This is a genomic window from Paraburkholderia phenazinium (genome assembly GCF_900100735.1).
Classification (GTDB): Bacteria; Pseudomonadota; Gammaproteobacteria; order Burkholderiales; family Burkholderiaceae; genus Paraburkholderia; species Paraburkholderia phenazinia.
Genome location: NZ_FNCJ01000014.1, coordinates 1 through 16,564, shown reverse-complemented (window position 1 = coordinate 16,564; position 16,564 = coordinate 1). Strand labels below are relative to the sequence as shown.

Genomic DNA, 16,564 nt, shown 5'->3' with positions numbered 1-16,564 from the left:
GCTGTCAGCGCAGTTTCCCAACGGAGTGACGTTCAAACTCGAATGCTCGCGACACGATGTGAGTCTCGTCACGGCGATAGTTGCCCCGCTGGGAGCGCAATGATGTTTCGCCTGGATGCAGACCTTCGAGTCTACCTGCACCGTGAACCGATCGACGTCATTGATCATAGCTGAACTCAATCTGCTGGCAGGCAGTTTCTAGCCGCTTCAGCAGGATTCACGTTACCGACAGATCACCAGACTTTCCAGTGGACGACGCCACCGCTCTTCAATTCTTGCATCCTTTGCGCGGTACCCGAGTGCGATAACGATTGGGATGACTGACCCACGCGGAAGTCCGAGAAGCCTGGCAACCTTCAACGCGGAAAAGCCTTCCATCGGACATGAGTCAATCCCTTTGGCCGCGGCTCCCAGCATAAGGGTTTGCGCCGCGAAAATCGCATTGCGGGCAGCCCAATGACGACTGCCAATGTTGCCGACAGGAAGCAGGGACAAACTCGGACGAATGAGCGCCGCAACAAAGAGGAGCGGTGACCAGAATGCCGAAGAGCCGACTCCCAGGATCTTGTTGAATTTCCCGATCTGCTTGCGGTAATAGGCCTTCGACTTTGGCTCTAGCGCCGACGAGCTTTCGACATGCTCCAGTCGCGCCGTGGCCGTTTGCTTTCCCAGTGCGGGACTGGCTACAACAACAATAAGCTCGGTCGCTGAACTGGCGGCTTTCTGCCCATTGCATGCCGACGCGACGCTCGCTTTCAAAGAAGGGTTTCGAATCCAGTGCAGCTCGTAGGGCTGCAGGTTGCCGCTCGAAGGCGAGAACGCGGCTTCAGTGAGCAGAGCGTACACGTCATCGCTCGCGATCGGGGTCGAGTCAAAATCGCGAATTGCCCGGCGAAAGCGATTCGCAGCCTGGAAGTGGGCCCAGGGCTGCAATTGGTCTGGTGAGTTCATGGGGCGAAGTTAGGTAGAAGAATTTGTGAGGTGTAGACGATCATCGGCGTGTGATAACTACCGGTGGAAATCGCGCTAATTATGAAAGGCATTCGCCACGCCAAGTCCTACCCGTGCAAGGTAAGCTTCCAGCGTTTCGATATCGACGCCGGTGATAATTGCACCAATGTAGCCATCGGGACGCACCAATACCCAATCGCCGGCAGTGATGTCGTACGCGTCACGGAAGTGGCCTCTGTCATCCAATATGTTGCCAGTTGCGCCAAAGATATGGATATGTAGACCTGGACGTGGCCGCACTGATCCGCGCTCGACCTCGTAGCCAAGCAAGGTCCAGTGCGTGCCTCGGAACAGTTCGAAAAGCCTTGTCGATTGGCCAGCTGCCCCCCGAACCGGCGCATCCGGGGCGCGGTCGCCGGCGCCCCGGCACCCGGCACGTTCTGGTCGTTCCAACGTGAGAGAGGACTCGGCGTAACCGATATCGAGTTGATGCACCTCGCGCCCACGCTGCATCTCGCCGCGCTTCTGCGCGTCCAGAAGCTTTGTCGCCAGACCAAGCATAGCGGCAGCTATCGGCCGGCGTTCCTCTTCATAGCTGTCGAGCAGACAGTCGGGCGCTCCATTGGCGACCGCAGCCAGCTTCCAGCCAAGATTGTAGGCATCCTGTGCACTGGTATTGAGGCCCTGACCGCCCGTCGGTGGATGAATGTGGGCGGCATCCCCGACAAGGAACACGCGCTCAACGCGGTAACGATCCGCCAGCCGTGCATTCATAGTGTAGACAGATGACCAGGACACGGATTGAATTCCTATGTCGTCGCGGCCGGTACGCTCCGCCACCAGGGCGTTCAAGCCTTCGGCCGAAAGGTCGATATCGCCGTCAGATGGGACTGGCCCCGGTATCTGGAACATGGCGGTTCCCGCGAGCGGGCAAAGCGAGATCTGCCGCGTCATGTCGCCGTCACCGAACCGGTGCCAGACATCGCGCGTGAGTCCGGTCAGCACGACGTCGGCTACGACGGCTCGAACACCCAGGGTTTTTCCCGGAAAGTCGATGCCCAGCGTGTGGCGCACGAGACTGCGACCGCCGTCGGCGCCGACGAGCCACCGAACCCGCAGCGTCTCTTTACCGGTCTTACCGGCCACATGTGCTGTCACACCATCCAGATCCTGCTCGAAGCTCACCAGCTCGCAGCCGTATTCCGGACGCTGCCCTAGTTCGACCAGACGAGCGCGCATCGCGCTTTCTGTCAGGAACTGCGGGACCATCAGCGGCAACTGGTAAGGTTCTGCCGGTGTCGGATCGACATGCTCCACTGCATTAGAGTCGGTGTAGCTGCAATCGTCGAGATATCGGCGCTGTGGGGGGTAGGGGCCGCCGGCAGCAACGATCCTGTCGAGAATGCCGATATCCTCGAAAATTTCCTGGGTTCTGGGCTGAATGCCTTTGCCGCGCGAGCCGCGGAACGGATTGTCCATCTTCTCAATCAGGCGGAATGAAACGCCCCTTCGCGCCAGATCGATTGCTAGCGTGAGGCCAGCCGCACCCGCACCGCAAATCAGGACGTCAGTTGCAAATTGCTTTGTCATTACGTTCCCAATATGTGTAATATGCACATATTAGGAACGAGATAACTCCGTGTCAACAAAAACCGTGCAAAATACACATATCAACACTCAGCTTCGTGAGCTTCACGGGGCGTTGCTCGAGATCGTCGGGGTCGTGAACAGCCCTCAGCGTGACGAGGCAATGGTTCGGGCCGCGGGGATTTCCCTCGACCGTGCGCTGTTTCCGTTAATGGTACTGGTGGAGCGGCTCGGCCCCATTGGCGTCGTCGAACTTGCAGACCGTGTGGGACGCGACTACACGACCGTCAGTCGGCAGGTCGCCAAATTGGAAAGCCTGGGTCTCGTCGACCGTCAGGAAAGCGCGACCGACCGGCGCGTTCGCCAGGCTGTCGTGACAAGGAAAGGCAAGGCGATGACCGATAGGGTCGATAAGGCCCGGGCGAGGATAGGGCAGTCCATTTTCGCTACATGGGAAAAACGGGATATAGAGGACCTGGTGCGGCTCATGCGCAAGTTCGCCGACGACATCAAAGGCGATCCGTCGTCTGGCCCGGCCAGCCTCGAATGACGGACTACCGCTGACCGCAGGAGTACTTTCTCACCGGACTCGATGCCATGCGACGTGCGGAGGCCGGCGCTCGCCGTGCGTGCCAGCGACTGTGTCCACGCTGATCCAGCCCTTGCTGCATTGTTGCCGCAGACGCTAACCGGTTCAAGCGCGCCTCGCGACGCGCCATGCGCGCGGACTCAGCCCGACAATCTTTCTGAACATCGTCGCGAAGTGATTCGGTTGTTCGAAGCCGCATTGCATTCCAACCTCTATCACGGGTAGGTCCGTGTTCTCAAGCAAGCTTCTGGCCCGCTCTATACGCAAATCGAGCAGGTAGCCATGCGGTGGCTTGCCCGTGGCGGCCCGGAATGTCCGTGCGAATTGCGACTGACTGAGTCCAGACAGGTCGGCGAGGTTCGACAAAAGCAGACGCTCGTCCAGATGTATTTGCATGTAATCGATCACGCGCTGAAGCTTTCCTCCGCTCAATGACGGCGGCACAACGGTTTTCTCGCGCGACAAAACCGAATGGTTGCGCAGCAGATGAACGACAAGCGCCCGGGTCAACGCGTCCATCATCAACGCTGCGCCGGGCTCCGAGTCGGGTGCGGTTGCCAGAAGTAGCCGCCCGAGCCGCTCGACCACTTCATCAGCGACCGCCAGGCGGGGAATGAGCGTCGCGTGTCCGTCCTCGAGACCGATCTCAATTGCGGTGTTATGGAGGAGTTGCGGCGGCAGATGAACGACCAGAACTTCCGGGCGCCCCTTGAACACGCGGGTGCCCGCTGAGCCCGCGGGTGTCAGACTCATCTGCCCGCTTCCCGCCCATCTGCGCTCCTGGCGTCCACATGTCAGACCGTCCTCAATCAGCACATGGCCGGAGAGATTCACGACCAGCAAATGATCTCGCAAAGGCGATACCGTGACGCACCCAGGCGAATGGCGGTAGTGCTGAACAATAGCGCCGCCCAGATTTCCAACGCCAACCGAGAACAGGGGAGGAGTAGGCAACAGACGAGTCAGTTCAGAGGGAGAAGTCCTGCCGTGGCTTTCAGCCGCCATATTGCACCGCCACATATATTGATCGTGAAGCTTGCCCTGATGTCCAGGAGCGGGGATTTTCGCGCTCGGGATGAATAGCGCCGCTACGCGTCGCAGGCCTGCCCTGCAATTCCGACACTCGTCGGACAGATATCGAGCCTAACAAACGCGTGCGTGCGAAATCGTACTGCTTCCAATCCACGCGTGGAAAGAGGGGGAAATACCAGAACCGGATCGGGTAAACGTTCGAGCGAAGCTTGCCCGTTTTCTGGATGCCTGGAAATCGAAGGTTATGGCGCGTTTCCGAAGGATGATGATGCCCGGTCGCTCAATAATCCGCAAACCCGGACGCGATTCATCCGCCAACGCTTGTCAATGGCACAAGACCCGAGACAACAGACCATGAGGCGCTTAAGTGACGACCAGACCAGAAGCAGTCGAGCAGCTCATTGCGGCTGCGAAAAAACTGAGGAACTCGCACTTCGGAACGTTTGGAAGGTTCAAGGAGCATCGGCCCGACCAGATGGACGATGACGAACGGAAGGCTTACGACCTTGTCACAAAGTCCCGCGGCATGGTGCCTGGCCCCTACAAGATCTGGCTGCGAAACCTGAAGCTGACTGAAGTCATGCTGCATATGGGTCTCCATTATCAGGACCGGTCAACCTTGTCGAAGGCGGAGATTGAAATTGCGGTCAATCTCACCGCCGGAAAGTGGATGGCGAGCTATCCCAGTTATGAACACGAGTGGATGGCAGAGCTAGTGGGCGGTCTGTCCGCCGAAAAGGTGCAGGCGTTGATCGCCGGGTTGCCGACTTCGTTTGAGGATGCCCGGCAGCAGATCATCTATGAGATTACCTCCGCTCTGCTTGAGCCTCGTCTGATCCCGGTAGGGCTTTATAAAAGAGCGGTCGATACGCTGGGCCATTCTGGACTCACAGATCTGATTGCCTTCATTGGGTACTTCACGACCGTGTCGCTGACCTTGCGCGCGTACGACGTTCCTGCCAACGCGGTGGGCCTGGACGATCAATAAGCCGCCATCGCGCTTTCCTTTGACAAACTACAGACGGGCCGTAGCGAACTATGTCGTCTAACTCACACACGATCACTGAAGTTGCTTCTTTCCCCCCGAACCATTTTCTGGAAAATATTGCTGTCCGTAAAGACGGATCATTGCTCGTGACTGTGCTATTCCATCGACAGCTCTGGTACATACCGCCGTTTCGCGGAAAGCCCGTCGAGCCGGTTCTCATTTGCACCTTCGAGCTCATGGGTATGGGCATCGTCGAAGCGGAGCCCGACGTATTTTATGTATCGACGGGCGTCGTATCGCGTGGCTGCCTGCTGCGCGTCGATCTGCGTAGCTGGTCACCGGGTCAGTCGATAGAACCGGAGATTGTTGTCGAATTTTCGCGGTCTGTGGGAATGCTCAACGGTAGCTGCCTCATCGCACCCCGGGTCATTCTTCTCGCTGATTGCTTCGCAGGCCTCATCTGGCGTGTTGACCTGAGTACTGACGGAAAGACAGCGACCGTGCACAAATGGCTTCAGCATGAAAGCATGGCGCACGACCCGAATGGCCCCATGCCTGACCAGCCAGGGGTGAATGGCATCCGTTACGCGTCAAAGAGCAACTACCTGTACTACACCTCCACCGCCAGGAAGCTCTTCATGCGCATCTCTGTCGATCCGCGCAGCCTGAATCCGGAAGGTCTGCCCGAACTCGTTGGGAGCGGCATGATGGGTGATGACTTCTGCATCGACGAAGAGCGCGGACTTGCGTACATCACAACCCACCGCGAGAACACAATCGATTGTCTGTCGCTGACACCCGATCAGAACAAAGGCCCACGACAGAGCGTAGTTGGCATTCCCGTTCTCGATCTGATGGTGGGTCCGTCAGCAATAGCATGGGGGCGGAATATACGGGAATACGGAAGAGTCGCTTATGTAACGACCGATGGAGGCATCAAGGCGCCAATGCCGGATGGGGTCAGGCCGGCAAAAGTGCTGCGCTTGGAGTTTTAGGCCGGATTGCGCACGCCCTTGTGTGTCAGAACCAACGCGCTCGTTTGCTCCCGCGAATTCCATTGCGTGACTGCGTAGCGTCAGAGATGCGATCGGCGGCTTCGGGCGAAGCACGCCCATGTACCCCTTAACCAGAAGGAACCCTTATGGGAAAGAAAACAGGAAACCGCGTTCTTGCGGAGACGTTTGCAGCATACGGCGTCGACCACTTCTTCAACGTGCCGATGATCATCCCGCCTGGGATCAAGGAGATGACGGCAATCGGTGTAAAGTCGGTCGTCGCACACTCTGAGAAGGCTGCGGCTTATATGGCCGACGGATACGCTCGCGAGTCGGGGCGCGTTGGTGTTTGCGCGTCGCAAGCTATTGGTGCTACGAATCTCGCCTCCGGACTGGTCGATGCCCTGATGGCGAAATCACCCATTCTCGCGCTGACCGGAGGCGGTACGGCCGACACTCGTGAACGCAACTTCTACCAGGAAATCGATCAACGACCGATCTACGCCGGTCTAACCAAATTTAGCGCTCGGGTCGAAAAGGCACAGCGGCTGCCGGACCTTCTCCAGCAGGCTTTACGAGTGGCGACCACCGGATCGCCCGGGCCGGTGCATCTCGAACTCTCCGGTTTCTGGGGTGCGGTGCTGATGGAGGAGGTTGAGCATGTGATGCCGCCGGAGCCGCGCTACGGCTTCTGCCCGCCGATTCGTCCCGCCGCATCTGCCGAGGATATCCGAACAGCCGCTACTGCACTTCGCAAGGCTGAGCGACCCATCATCGTGGCCGGTTCGGGCATACGCGCCTCGCGCGCACAGGCGGCGCTTCTCAAGTTCGCGCGGTTTGCAAGAATACCCGTGGCAACGTCGCTTGACGCGAAGGCCGCTATACCTGAGAGCGACACTCTTTGCACCGGTGTGGTGGGAGACTACTCGCGCGATACAGCAAATATCGCTGTGTCCGAGGCTGACTTCGTGCTGTTCGTTGGCTCGAGCACAGGCAGCATGACAACCCGCGGATGGTCAGTTCCTGTGCCGGGCGTGCCGGCGGTACAGATCGACATCGACCCGAGAGAGCTGGGCCGTAACTATCCGTTGATCGTGGGTCTGATCGGCGATCCCGCCGCCGTGCTGGAGCAACTCGGCGTCGAACTCGCGGGGCCTGTTGGCAGCCCGCAATGGATTGACCGCATTGCCGCGTTGCGCGAGGAGTGGGGCAAACTGGCCGCTCAATACGAGAATTCGGACACGTCGCCCATTCGGCCAGAACGTCTTTGCAGCATGTTATCCGAATCGCTTCCTGAAGGCGCGCTCGTCGCAGTCGACACCGGCCACGCGGCAGGTTGGGCAGCTCGTCACCTCTATCTGAATCGGTCTGGCCAGGCGCTGATTCGCGCTGCTGGCTCACTCGGATGGTCGTTTCCAGCGTCTCTCGGCGCCAAATGCGCGAACCCGATGCGACCTGTCGTTTGCTTCACTGGCGACGGCGCCTTTTACTACCACCTCGCCGAAATGGAGACCGCTGTGCGTTACGGCATCAATACGGTGACGGTAGTCAACAACAATCACGGTTTCAATCAGGAAAGAGTCCTTTGGGGCGAGGATGCCGCGTTGGAGAAAAACTGGAAATTCGGCCGCGTGGATTTCGCGGCAGTCGCCGAGACGCTTGGGATGAAAGCCTATCGCGTCGAACGGGCTTCCGACTTCCGCGGCGCTTTCAAGGATGCGTTAGCTGCTGGGAGGCCGGCATTGATCGACGTTTATACGGATCCCTCCGCTGTCGTTCCGATACCGTGGGAAAAGCCCAAAGAGCTTGGATAAGCACCCGGCCCGGAAGCTCATCCTTTTAACGTATTCGTCCGCAGCAATTCAGCCGTTTCAATTCAGAGGAGAAGACATGACCGAACAATACCGTTCCCAGACTGGTCCAGGGGCCTCGTTCCGCGAAGCACGGCCCACCGACGCGATCGCTTCGGCAGCCGGTCTGACGCCGGACCGTCATTCGCCCGACGGCCCTACGCAGACCGCTCAACCGGAGGGAGAGGGCGAGGCAGGTTTCGCTGTTCGACGTGTTGTGACCGGGCATGACACGCGTGGTAAATCAATTGTCCTATCGGACGGACCTTCTCCGTTTGTTTTCTCGACGCCATTGCTGCCGGGATATGTTTCATGCGATATATTCCGGACCTTCGAGACGCCTGCGCATATCGTGGCGCAGACGGTCGAGACTACGTCTGGTCCTCGGCGACAACTGCCGACTCCGCGCGGTACAGTGATTCGTGTGAGCCAGGTTCCACCCTACCGCGAAGGTATTGCGAAACTGGATTCGGCTACAGCTTCGCAAGCGTTCAAATCGCTGGGCAATGCCGGAGGTCATACCGCTACTGCATCTGCCAGAAACGCGACGATGCATCGCACCGAAACGATCGACTACGTTGTCGTGCTTTCGGGCGAACTGACTCTTCTCCTTGATGATTCAGAGGTCGTTCTGCATGCAGGAGATGTGTTGGTTCAGTGCGGAACTAATCACACGTGGGAAAACCGCTCGCAGGCGCCTGCTACGGTAATGTTTGTCCTTATGTCTGGTGCATACGATCAGGCTTTGCGCGAGATTTTGCCTGACACCGCAGAGGTCAAGACCTCTTAACAGAGTTTTTTGAGCAGGCCGGCCAACCATCGATGCAGACATGCATGGGTGAGTCTGTCTGTTCGCGAAGCTAGGCGGAAGACGGCCTGTCTGCGGCGGGCCGCTCGTGCCAAGTGCTTGCTGCAAGAAATCCGCCGAGTTGCAAACGCGAGGGGGAGTCGGCGGGCGGGCGAGACTCGCGCCAGCCAGGACCGACTTCACTTACGCGGATTTGCGTACGCACGCATAAAAACATCCGTGCCGCGCCGGGCACGCTGCTCTATTTCTTCCGGCGTCGAGGGCTCCACCAGCCCGAACACGATGCGCGCCGGCAATCCGCCTTCCCATAAGCTCATCAGATCCTCTGCCGCCAGCGTGGGCGAATCGATTATCAATTCTTTTCGCGCCGCTGCGGAACTGATTATCTCCGACAGCGCCGCTGTCGTTCTCGCAGGGCCAGCGTTAAAGAAGCGCGTGATTAGCGCCCGATTTCCCCGAGATGCCGCGGGTAGCAGGTGCACCAATCCCGCGACGTTGATGTCGATGACGACAGTCAGAAACGCCACGCCAATACGACTCAGCCTTTCACGCAAGGGCAACTGATCGCAGTCAGCCCCTGATAGCCCCTGCATGATCTGATCGGACACGCCGCTCACGACGTTTTCAAACAGCGCGTCCTTGTCCGAGAAATGGCTATAGACGGTCACCTTCGACACGCCGGCCTTTGCTGCCACATCTTCCATCGTGACGGTGTCGTAGTGCTGCACGGAGAACAGACTGGTCGCAGCGTCCAGGATCGCGGCGCGTTTGGCCGGGTCTTTCGGGCGACCCGTGCGGGTGACCAACGGAGGTTTTGGCATGCGAGTTTTTCCCCTGGTGAACATACTGTACTAGTTGGTATGGTAAGTGATATAGTGTACTGAACAGTATAGGAACTAACGCCTATGTCGAAGTTTTACCAGACCTTTCATTTCAATCGTAGGTTCCAGACATTCAGAGCCGCGGCGCCGGTCGCGCTCGGTTCTTGCACACTATGGGCACTACTGCTCGCTGGTTGCGCAGTCGGGCCGAATTTCGCCGCGCCGGCCGCGCCCGATACGCGAGGCTTCACCAAGAAACCCTTACCGGCCAGAACACTGTCCGCCGACACGCTGGCTGGGGCATCGCAGTCCTTGGTCACCGGTCGTGACATCCAGGGGGACTGGTGGACAATGTTCCATTCCGCCCAGATCAACGAACTCGTCGATCGCGCGCTCAAGGCGAACCCAACACTGGCCGCCGCGCAGGCGAGCCTGCGCGAAGCACACGAGAACACTCGCGCGGAGCAGGGGAGCTTCTTTCCGCAAATCAGCGCGAGCGCGTCGGGCGAACGGGAGCGAAACACACTTATAAGTCCTGTGCCATCGGCTTATAACGTGATCAGCGGATCACTCAGCGTGTCGTACACGCTTGATGCGTTTGGTGGTGTTCGCCGACAAGTCGAACAACTCAACGCTCAAGCGGAGTATCAGCGCTTCGAACTCGAGGCAACCGAGCTGACGCTGGTCGCCAACGTCGTCAATGCGGCGATCAATGAGGCTTCGCTGCAGGCCCAGATAGACACCACGCAGGACATCGTACGCGCCTACAGCGCTGCTCTCGATGTGACGCGCCGTCGCTTCGAGTTAGGCGGCGTAAGTCAGGTGGACGTGCTGCAGCAGCAATCGCTGCTCGATGCACAGATAGCCACGTTGCCGGGTTTGCACAAGCAACTCGAACAGCAACGCAACCAGTTGGCAGTTTATCTCGGCGGACTGCCGGACGAATATACCGCACCGTCACTCGATCTCGCGAGCCTGACGTTGCCGGATGAGTTGCCCGTCTCCTTGCCATCCAGTCTTGTCGCGCAAAGACCCGATGTTCAGGCATACGCTGCCTTGCTGCATTCGGCGACCGCGAACGTAGGCGTCGCGCTCGCCAACATGCTGCCGCAGATATCGTTGACCGGGAGTTATGGGCGCGATGGTAGCAGCCTGTCGAACCTTTTCAATCCCGCGGGCATCGTGTGGAGTATTGCAGGAAGCCTCGCGCAACCCGTCTTTGCGGGCGGCACCTTGAAAGCAAGAAAACGGGCTGCCGAAGCTGCCGTCGACGTTGCCGCCGCTCAATACAGCAGCACGGTCAACTCGGCATTCCAGGATGTAGTCAATGCGCTTGTCGCAATCAATCGGGATGCCGAGACGCTTGCTGCCAATCTCGCGACGCAGAAGACGGCGGCCGCGAGCCTGAAAGTCGCGCAGGGTCAATACAGCGCGGGGGGCGGCACGTATCTCAACGTGCTCTCAGCCGAAGAAGCCGACACGAGCGCACGGCTGAAACTGATTTCCTCTCAGGCCATTCGATACACGGACACCGTCGCGCTGTTCCAGGCGCTGGGTGGTGGCTGGTGGCATCGAAGCGATGTCGATCCAAAAGTTGCGCAATGTTGCGGAGTGTCTAACCCATGACCAGTCTTTCCACGCGTGCCGTCACCACCGATCCCACTTCGGGACGCCAACGGCCACCCAGAACCTTTCTGCGCCTCCTTGTGATGCTGCTCATCGTCGCTCTGCTCGCTGCCGCGCTGATCGGCTTTCATGTCTTCAAGGGCAACGTGCTCAAAAAGGTAACAGCAGGTATCCAGTCGCAGCAGGCGACCGTATCGACGACGTCCGCAATCGCGCAAGCGTGGCAGCCGATCCTTACCGCGGTAGGATCGCTGCGTGCTTCGAAGGGCACGGATCTGTCGATGGAAACGGGCGGCGTCATTGATGAAATCCACTTCGATTCCGGCCGAGACGTGGCGGCGGGAACGGTGTTGTTGCGCCTGCGCCCCAACGACGATCTTGCGAAGCTTGAGCAGTTGAAGTCCAACGCCGACCTGGACGAGATAACGTATAAGCGCGACCTGCAGCAGCTTGCAGTGCAAGGCGTGGCGCAGTCGACCGTCGATACCGATGCCGGCAACCTGAGGGGCGCGCGTGCTCAAGTCACTGCCCAACAGGCGTTGATGCGCGAGAAGACACTTATTGCACCCTTCGCGGGACGCCTTGGCGTGCGACAGGTCGATGTGGGCCAGTACCTGCCGGCTGGCACAATAGTCGTTACCTTGCAGGCGCTCGACCCTATGTTCCTCGATTTCTATGTGCCCCAGCAGGCGGTCGGCCAGCTCTCAGTCGGGCAGGCAGTATCGCTGTCGGTCGATGCTTATCCGGACAAGACTTTCATTGGCAAGGTGACGTCGATGAATTCGAAAGTCGATGCGTCGAGCCGCATGCTGCAGATACGCGCATCGTTTGAAAATCGTGACGGCCTGCTGCTGCCGGGCATGTTCGCCACCGCAAGCGTCGCCAGTGGCGCGCCGCGATCACTCGTGACCATTCCTCAAACGGCCGTTGCTTACAATCCCTACGGCAGCCTCGTTTATGTGATTCAGAGTGGCAGGGACGCGCAAGGCAAGCGGCAGGCAAGCGTTCGTCAGCAGGTTGTGACGACCGGCGAAACGCGTGGCGATCAGGTCAGCATCATGAAGGGACTCAACCCGGGCGACGAGGTGGTGACGGCGGGGCAACTCAAGCTCCATAACGGCGCATTCGTGCAGATCGATAACAGCGTAAAGCTACCGGATGACGCGGCGCCTGTCCCGCAAGATCACTAAACAGGATGACTGATGAAATTCACTGACATCTTTATCCGCCGGCCAGTGCTGGCGTGCGTCGTAAGCCTGATGATCCTTGTTATCGGCTATAAGGCATTCACTTCGCTGCCCATTCTCGAATATCCAAAAACCGAGAACGCCGTGGTGACAGTGACGACGACGTATTACGGCGCGGACCCTCAAGCCGTGGCGGGGTTTGTCACAACCCCCCTTGAAAATGCGATTGCACAGGCGAACGGGATTGACTATCTGACTTCGAAGAGCGTCTCCGGCACCAGCACGATCACTGCGAACCTATTGCTGAATTTCGATGCCGACAAAGCGGTCACTGAGATCAACGCCAAGATCAATTCGGTGCTCAACCAGTTGCCGAGCGGGGTGCAGCAGCCGACCATCACCGTGGCTATCGGGCAGTCTCTCGATGCGTTGATCATCGGGTTTTCTAGCGATGAACTCGCGCCCAACCAGATCACTGATTATCTCGTCCGCAATGTGCAGCCTCGTCTGCAGGCGGTTAAAGGCGTGCAGACGGCGGAACTGCTGGGCCCACAGTACTTCGCGCTGCGGGCGTGGCTCGATCCGCAGAAGCTCGCGGCTTACGGTCTGACCGCGACAGATGTCACCAGCGCACTCGCATCCAATAACGTGATTGCCGGTTTGGGCACCACGAAAGGACAGATGGTGCAGTTCAACCTGACGGCCTCGACCGACCTGCATTCGGAGCAGCAGTTCCGCGAACTTGTGGTGAAACAGGTCAAAGGCGGAATCATTCGGCTTAAGGATGTGGCGAACGTCACGCTTGGTTCGGAGGACTATGAATCCAGCGTGTCTTTCAACGGCAAGAAGGGCGTTTATCTTGGCATACAGATGGCGCCGTCGGCGAGTCTGCTCGATGTGATCAGGGGCGTGAAGGCCGTGTTGCCTGACATCCAGAGAGCGCTGCCCGCCGGACTGCACAGTGCTGTTATCTATGATTCGACCGTATTTGTGGACAGCTCCATTCACGAGGTGGAGGCGTCGCTGGTCGAAACGGTGCTGATTGTTACGCTAGTGGTGTTCGCGTTCCTCGGTTCGCCGCGTTCAGTGCTGATTCCGGTCGTCGCCATTCCGTTGTCGCTGGTCGGCACTTTCGGCATGATGCTCGCGTTCGGATTTTCGATCAATCTTCTTACCTTGCTCGCGCTCGTGCTGGCTATCGGCCTGGTGGTCGACGACGCCATCATCGTGGTCGAGAGCGTCAGCCGCCATCTGGAGGAGGGCATGCGACCTCGCGACGCCGCGATCAAGGCCGCGCGTGATCTGGCGAGCCCGATTATCGCTATGACAATTGTGCTGATCGCCGTGTATGTGCCGATCGGCTTTCAGGGTGGACTGACCGGCGCGCTGTTTACAGAGTTCGCGTTCACGCTCGTAGGTGCAGTCACGATGTCCGCGGTTGTCTCTTTAACTTTATCGCCGATGATGTGCGGGCAAATCCTGCAGCCACTTGATCGGGGTGGCCGCTGGGTGACACGGATCGTTGAAACGATCGACCGAGTGTTCAATTCTGTTCAACGCGGTTACGAGCGGCTGCTGCGAAGTAGCTTGCAAACGGTTCCAGTGACGCTGCTTTTCACAGGGCTGGTGATTGGCAGCATTTACTTTCTGTATAGCAGCGCCGACAGTGAACTGGCACCGCAGGAAGATCAGGGTGTCGTCGTGCTTCAACCAACGTCCGCCCCAAACGCGACGCTGCAGCAAAGGCAGGCATTCGCTCGTCAAGTGGCTGACATCATGGAAAGGGTTCCCGAGGCAGCCCAGACATTCCAGGTCGACAATCCGTCGCAGCCTATCGGTGGGGTGACGCTGAAGCCATGGGAGCAGCGCCATCGGAGCGCGACGGAGATTCAGCGTGACCTGCAACACCAGTTCAGCAAGGTAGCGGGGCAAAAGATCGTCGCATTCCTGCTACCCGCGTTGCCGGGCTCGCAGGGATTACCGATTCAGTTCGTGTTGAAATCCACGCAGCCGTTGGACCAGCTGAATCTGGAAGCCCAGAAGTTCCTCGCCGATGCGGCCGCTAGCGGTATGTTTCTTTTCATCGATAGTGACCTGAAGATCGACCAGCCGCAAAAAATATTCGACATAGATCGCGACAAGGCCTCGCAGATCGGCGTGACGATGTCGCAAGTGGGCACAGCATTGGGCGGTTTGCTTGGTGGTGGATATACGAATTATTTCAGTCTCGATTCGCGCTCGTACAAAGTCATTGCACAGGTGCAGCAGCGCTCGCGATTGACGCTTGACCAGATCATGAATTTCCAGATCGCAACGGTAAATAATGTACCGGTGCCGTTGTCGGCGATAGGGCGAGTACGCACCGAGACCGTGCCTGAAGCCATCAACCATTTCCAGCAAGTGAACTCGGCGACGATCTCGGGTGTGCCTGCACTCGGTGTCTCGCAGGACGCCGCACTCAAGTCGCTGCAGGCGCTGGCGGCACGCACTTTGCCGCCCGATGTTTCGATCGACTACGCCGGGCCTTTGCGCCAACTGGTGCAGGAATCGAGTGGCTTTGTTGGCACCTTCGTTCTCGCGCTCGTCATCATTTACCTTAGCCTTGCTGCTCTGTTCGAGAGTTTTCGCGATCCGCTGGTGATTCTTGTGTCGATTCCCATGTCTGTCGCGGGAGCGCTCGTCTTCATCAACCTCGGCCTCGGAGGTGCCTCGCTTAACATTTACACCGAGGTCGGCCTCGTGACGCTGATGGGGCTCATCAGCAAACATGGCATCCTGATCGTCGAAGTGGCGAATGCCGCGCAGCATGAAGGAATGTCGAAACTCGAGGCCATAGTCCACGCTGCAGGCGTTCGACTCAGACCGATCCTGATGACGACCGCAGCGATGGTTCTTGGAGTTGTGCCGCTCATCATGTCGTCGGGCGCAGGCGCGGCATCGCGGTTCAACATGGGGCTTGTGATTGCCAGCGGCCTCTCGATTGGAACTCTCTTCACGCTGTTCGTGTTGCCGGCGGTTTATCTCACGTTCGCGGCGCGTCACCAGTCGCAGTTTGACTCAGGCAATATGCCCTCGGCTGAGCCTGGACCAGATCAAACGCGGAGTGCAGTTTTGTGAGACCTGGTCTGTCGCGTGAGTTTTGTCGTCGGCAACAGTCAATTTAACGTGGCGGAGGCAACTGTGCACTCCGCCACGGGTGAACTGAAGATGAAAAAGGCCAGGTTGCGAGGATCCTGCGGAGTACGTCGCGCATTTGGCTGCACAATGGAGCTACCGGAACCGATCTTTACTCATGAAACGGAAGCGCCTCACACATGAACAACGCCGACATCAGACCCGGGAGCGACTGCTGCGCGCCGCGCGAAAGATGTTCATCAAAAAGGGGTTTGACCGTACGAGCGTGGAGGACATCGTCGATGCAGCCGGTTACACGCGCGGCGCGTTCTACTCGAACTTCGGCGGCAAGTCTGAACTGCTGCTCGAGGTGCTGCGGTGGGACCACGACAGCGCGCGTGCCGGTCTTCAGGCGGTCATCGAAAAGGTTGGCTCGCGAGAGGAAATGACTGCGAGCGCCATTGCATTCTACAATGGGTATCTTCGTGATAACGAGTGTTTTCTGCTCTGGGTGGAAGCGAGGCTACTCGCGCGAAACGACGCAACAGTTCGGCAATGTATCACCGATTTCCACCGCGAAAAGCTCAGCCATATCGGCGCACATATTCTCGCTGTTTTCGAGCGCGTTGGTATGATGCCACCTCTACAGGCGGAGGTTCTTGCGCTAGGCGTGCTCAGCCTGTGTGACGGCATGCTGTCCCTCCGAGTTTGCGATCCACGGATCGCGGACAATGAAGTGATCGACAGATGGCTCGCATTACTTTTTTTGGGGAAGGCGCACGGTTACTGACTCATTGGTCTCTGGACGGTTAGCCTGTTGACCACTGACACGACACCCTGCACGTCTTTCACGATCAACGTTACCTCGTCCAACTGCGCGGCATCGGGCACCATTCCATTTACTGTCACGATGCCATCTTTGTAAGCGCCTAGCCATCCCGTCTTGAGTTGCATTGAAGGTCTTGGGAGCATCGTATCCACTTAAATAGGTGGACACGTGAACACTATCGAAGAAG

Annotated in this window: 14 protein-coding genes; 9 read left to right on the top strand and 5 right to left on the bottom strand. The window is 58.4% G+C overall.

Going from position 1 to position 16,564, the window contains the following annotated elements:
* Positions 1-222 precede the first annotated feature (222 nt).
* Both BLQ92_RS26455 and BLQ92_RS26450 read right to left on the bottom strand, forming a co-directional pair.
* Positions 223-951 (bottom strand): nitroreductase family protein, encoded by a 729-nt coding sequence (locus BLQ92_RS26455; protein ID WP_090688635.1) that lies wholly within the window; start codon positions 949-951, stop codon positions 223-225.
* A gap of 75 nt (positions 952-1,026) precedes the next feature.
* Positions 1,027-2,541: an FAD-dependent oxidoreductase gene (locus tag BLQ92_RS26450; RefSeq protein ID WP_090688632.1), complete on the bottom strand. Its 1,515-nt coding sequence runs from the start codon at positions 2,539-2,541 to the stop codon at positions 1,027-1,029.
* A 49-nt stretch (positions 2,542-2,590) separates the two neighbouring features.
* Here BLQ92_RS26450 and BLQ92_RS26445 point away from each other — a divergent pair, with 49 nt between their 5' ends.
* Positions 2,591-3,088: a MarR family winged helix-turn-helix transcriptional regulator gene (locus BLQ92_RS26445; protein ID WP_090688630.1), complete on the top strand. Its 498-nt coding sequence runs from the start codon at positions 2,591-2,593 to the stop codon at positions 3,086-3,088.
* A 144-nt stretch (positions 3,089-3,232) separates the two neighbouring features.
* Here BLQ92_RS26445 and BLQ92_RS26440 read toward each other — a convergent pair whose 3' ends face one another.
* Positions 3,233-4,132 (bottom strand): helix-turn-helix domain-containing protein, encoded by a 900-nt coding sequence (locus BLQ92_RS26440; RefSeq protein WP_175772485.1) that lies wholly within the window; start codon positions 4,130-4,132, stop codon positions 3,233-3,235.
* 394 nt (positions 4,133-4,526) lie between these two features.
* On the opposite strand from BLQ92_RS26440, the gene BLQ92_RS26435 reads away from it, so the two are divergent.
* The 4 genes from BLQ92_RS26435 (at position 4,527) to BLQ92_RS26420 (ending at position 8,782) form a co-directional block, all read left to right on the top strand.
* Positions 4,527-5,147, top strand: coding sequence for a carboxymuconolactone decarboxylase family protein (locus BLQ92_RS26435; protein WP_208449361.1), 621 nt, complete (start codon positions 4,527-4,529; stop codon positions 5,145-5,147).
* A gap of 50 nt (positions 5,148-5,197) precedes the next feature.
* Positions 5,198-6,142 (top strand): hypothetical protein, encoded by a 945-nt coding sequence (locus BLQ92_RS26430; protein ID WP_090688626.1) that lies wholly within the window; start codon positions 5,198-5,200, stop codon positions 6,140-6,142.
* A gap of 146 nt (positions 6,143-6,288) precedes the next feature.
* Positions 6,289-7,956: a thiamine pyrophosphate-binding protein gene (locus BLQ92_RS26425; RefSeq protein WP_090688624.1), complete on the top strand. Its 1,668-nt coding sequence runs from the start codon at positions 6,289-6,291 to the stop codon at positions 7,954-7,956.
* 76 nt (positions 7,957-8,032) lie between these two features.
* Positions 8,033-8,782, top strand: coding sequence for a cupin domain-containing protein (locus tag BLQ92_RS26420; RefSeq protein ID WP_090688621.1), 750 nt, complete (start codon positions 8,033-8,035; stop codon positions 8,780-8,782).
* Positions 8,783-8,979: 197 nt separating this feature from the next.
* Here the strand turns inward: BLQ92_RS26420 and BLQ92_RS26415 are convergent, their stop codons facing one another.
* The gene (locus BLQ92_RS26415) at positions 8,980-9,645 is read right to left on the bottom strand and encodes a TetR/AcrR family transcriptional regulator (protein ID WP_279607926.1); all 666 of its coding nucleotides are present in this window, start codon (positions 9,643-9,645) and stop codon (positions 8,980-8,982) included.
* A 60-nt stretch (positions 9,646-9,705) separates the two neighbouring features.
* Here BLQ92_RS26415 and BLQ92_RS26410 point away from each other — a divergent pair, with 60 nt between their 5' ends.
* The 4 genes from BLQ92_RS26410 (at position 9,706) to BLQ92_RS26395 (ending at position 16,338) form a co-directional block, all read left to right on the top strand.
* Positions 9,706-11,247: an efflux transporter outer membrane subunit gene (locus tag BLQ92_RS26410; RefSeq protein ID WP_143016671.1), complete on the top strand. Its 1,542-nt coding sequence runs from the start codon at positions 9,706-9,708 to the stop codon at positions 11,245-11,247.
* Entirely contained in the window at positions 11,244-12,437 is a 1,194-nt protein-coding gene (locus BLQ92_RS26405; RefSeq protein WP_090688583.1) for an efflux RND transporter periplasmic adaptor subunit, read from the top strand. The genes BLQ92_RS26410 and BLQ92_RS26405 overlap by 4 nt, the downstream gene beginning before the upstream one ends.
* A gap of 12 nt (positions 12,438-12,449) precedes the next feature.
* Positions 12,450-15,551 (top strand): efflux RND transporter permease subunit, encoded by a 3,102-nt coding sequence (locus BLQ92_RS26400; protein ID WP_090688580.1) that lies wholly within the window; start codon positions 12,450-12,452, stop codon positions 15,549-15,551.
* A gap of 175 nt (positions 15,552-15,726) precedes the next feature.
* On the top strand, positions 15,727-16,338 hold the full coding sequence (locus tag BLQ92_RS26395; protein ID WP_090688576.1) for a TetR/AcrR family transcriptional regulator: 612 nt from the start codon (positions 15,727-15,729) through the stop codon (positions 16,336-16,338).
* Here the strand turns inward: BLQ92_RS26395 and BLQ92_RS41460 are convergent.
* Positions 16,332-16,502, bottom strand: coding sequence for a BON domain-containing protein (locus tag BLQ92_RS41460; protein WP_175772484.1), 171 nt, complete (start codon positions 16,500-16,502; stop codon positions 16,332-16,334). The genes BLQ92_RS26395 and BLQ92_RS41460 overlap by 7 nt on opposite strands.
* Between the last annotated feature and the right edge of the window lie 62 nt (positions 16,503-16,564).